This window comes from Enterobacter sp. CM29, from assembly GCF_013179605.1.
Taxonomy (GTDB): domain Bacteria; phylum Pseudomonadota; class Gammaproteobacteria; order Enterobacterales; family Enterobacteriaceae; genus Enterobacter; species Enterobacter intestinihominis.
The window spans coordinates 1-1,922 of record NZ_JABMCU010000331.1 but is presented as its reverse complement, the minus strand read 5'-3'; the positions used below and the strand labels follow the sequence as shown (position 1 = coordinate 1,922).

Genomic DNA, 1,922 nt, shown 5'->3' with positions numbered 1-1,922 from the left:
TAAACCAGTGCGCAGAGACCACCACAATTGCCTTCGGACGCGGTAACGTCTTACCCAGTTGACACCAGGCGCGGGTATAGACGTTATCTTCCAGAACGTTCATGGGGCTGCCATGGCCTAAAAACAGTGCTGGCATACGAGAAGGAGACATGGTGATATCCTTAGAGGAAGTGACAAAGTGATGGGCCTACATTACGCGCATTCAGGTGAAGATGAACGTAGATAACCGTGAAGATCATCATCAGGAAATTTGAATGCCAGATATCGCTTAAGGAGAATGCATGTCAGTACCTTTGATTTTGACCTTACTTGCGGGCGCCGCGACCTTTATCGGTGCGTTCCTTGGGGTACTCGGTCAAAAACCCTCTAATCGCCTGCTGGCCTTCTCGCTGGGTTTCGCCGCCGGGATTATGCTGCTTATCTCGCTGATGGAGATGCTGCCCGCCGCGCTTCACGCCGAAGGGATGTCGCCTGTTCTGGGCTATGGCATGTTTATCATTGGCCTGCTGGGTTATTTTGCACTCGACCGTATCCTTCCTCACGCGCACCCGCAGGATCTAATGCAAAAAAGCGTTGCCCCCATCCCTGGCAATATCAAACGCACGGCCATTCTGCTGACGCTGGGTATCAGCCTGCATAACTTTCCGGAAGGTATCGCCACCTATGTCACGGCCAGCAGCAACCTGGAAATGGGTTTTGGTGTCGCGCTGGCCGTTGCTTTGCACAATATTCCTGAAGGACTTGCCGTTGCCGGGCCCGTTTATGCCGCCACGGGTTCAAAACGTACAGCTGTCTTTTGGGCGGGTATCTCCGGGATGGCTGAAATTCTCGGCGGCGTGCTGGCGTGGCTGATCCTCGGTAGCCTCGTATCCCCGGTTGTAATGGCTGCAATTATGGCTGCCGTGGCCGGAATTATGGTCGCGCTCTCTGTCGATGAGCTGATGCCGCTGGCAAAAGAGATCGATCCCAACAATAACCCAAGCTACGGCGTGCTGTGTGGAATGTCAGTGATGGGGATGAGTCTGGTTCTGCTACAAACGGCAGGTATTGGTTAAGAATTAATGCCTCCGTTTCATACGGAGGCATTATACTATTCAAAATAACAATCCTATATATTTACCCTATAATAACCCACCAAATATAAACCCATTAGAATTTCAAAAAAAGGCGTCTCTTAAGATAGCCTGAAAATATTAATTAAAAGCACCTACAAATATATTTAAGTCACGTTAATCGCGTATTCCCACCCCAATCCGTATACTTTGCAAGTATTCTGAAATTAATATTCACATTATGAATCACTCTGAAAAAGGATATTTCCATGTATATGGGTAAGAAATTACTGTTAGCAGCGGCTATGGCTGGCATTGTGTCGGGTTCTGCTTTTGCTGAAGATCAAGGCTCTGGCAAAATCAAATTCAAAGGTGTTGTTATTGACGCACCGTGCAGCATCGCACCAGACAGCGTTGATAAAGAAGTCGATCTGGGTGAAGTGACTACGGCCGTTATCAACGCCAACAAAAAATCCACGCCGGTTCCGGTCGATATTAATCTGGAAAACTGCCAGCTTGACGATCCGGCAGACGAAACCGACACGCCAATTACCAAAGTGGATGTGACCTTCACCAGCGCAGCGACAGACGCGACAGACACCAGCCTGATGAGTAACACCTATGCAAGTGGTGCGCAGAACGTGGGTGTACGTCTGCTGGATAATGCGGAGGCTGCTATCACGCTGGGAGAATCCAACGAGGTTGAGTTGCTGGCAGGATCAACCACCCAGACGCTGCATTTCAAAGCGGTTATGGAAGTCCCCACGGGTAAAACTGCGACGGCAGGCCAGGTTGAAGCCACGGCTAACTACGTCCTGTTGTACAAATAATTCTGTTACGTAACAGTATTAGCCGACTGGTAATTCATGC

General features: G+C 49.5%; 2 protein-coding genes and 1 pseudogene. 2 read left to right on the top strand and 1 reads right to left on the bottom strand.

Annotated features, from left to right (window positions below):
- Positions 1-151, bottom strand: a pseudogene (locus HP459_RS22700) (4,5-DOPA dioxygenase extradiol); the annotation flags it as partial.
- Positions 152-281: 130 nt separating this feature from the next.
- Here HP459_RS22700 and zupT point away from each other — a divergent pair.
- Both zupT and HP459_RS22690 read left to right on the top strand, forming a co-directional pair.
- A complete protein-coding gene (gene zupT / locus HP459_RS22695; protein ID WP_022649430.1) occupies positions 282-1,055 on the top strand; it encodes a zinc transporter ZupT in 774 nt (257 codons plus the stop codon).
- Between the two features lie 266 nt (positions 1,056-1,321).
- Entirely contained in the window at positions 1,322-1,882 is a 561-nt protein-coding gene (locus HP459_RS22690) for a fimbrial protein (RefSeq protein WP_022649431.1), read from the top strand.
- Positions 1,883-1,922: the final 40 nt, after the last annotated feature.

Bases quoted from the DNA above. Each gene is read 5' to 3' on its own strand.
- zupT (WP_022649430.1), top strand. From the start codon at position 282: ATGTCAGTACCTTTGATTTTGACCTTACTTGCGGGCGCCGCGACCTTT.
- HP459_RS22690 (WP_022649431.1), top strand. From the start codon at position 1,322: ATGTATATGGGTAAGAAATTACTGTTAGCAGCGGCTATGGCTGGCATT.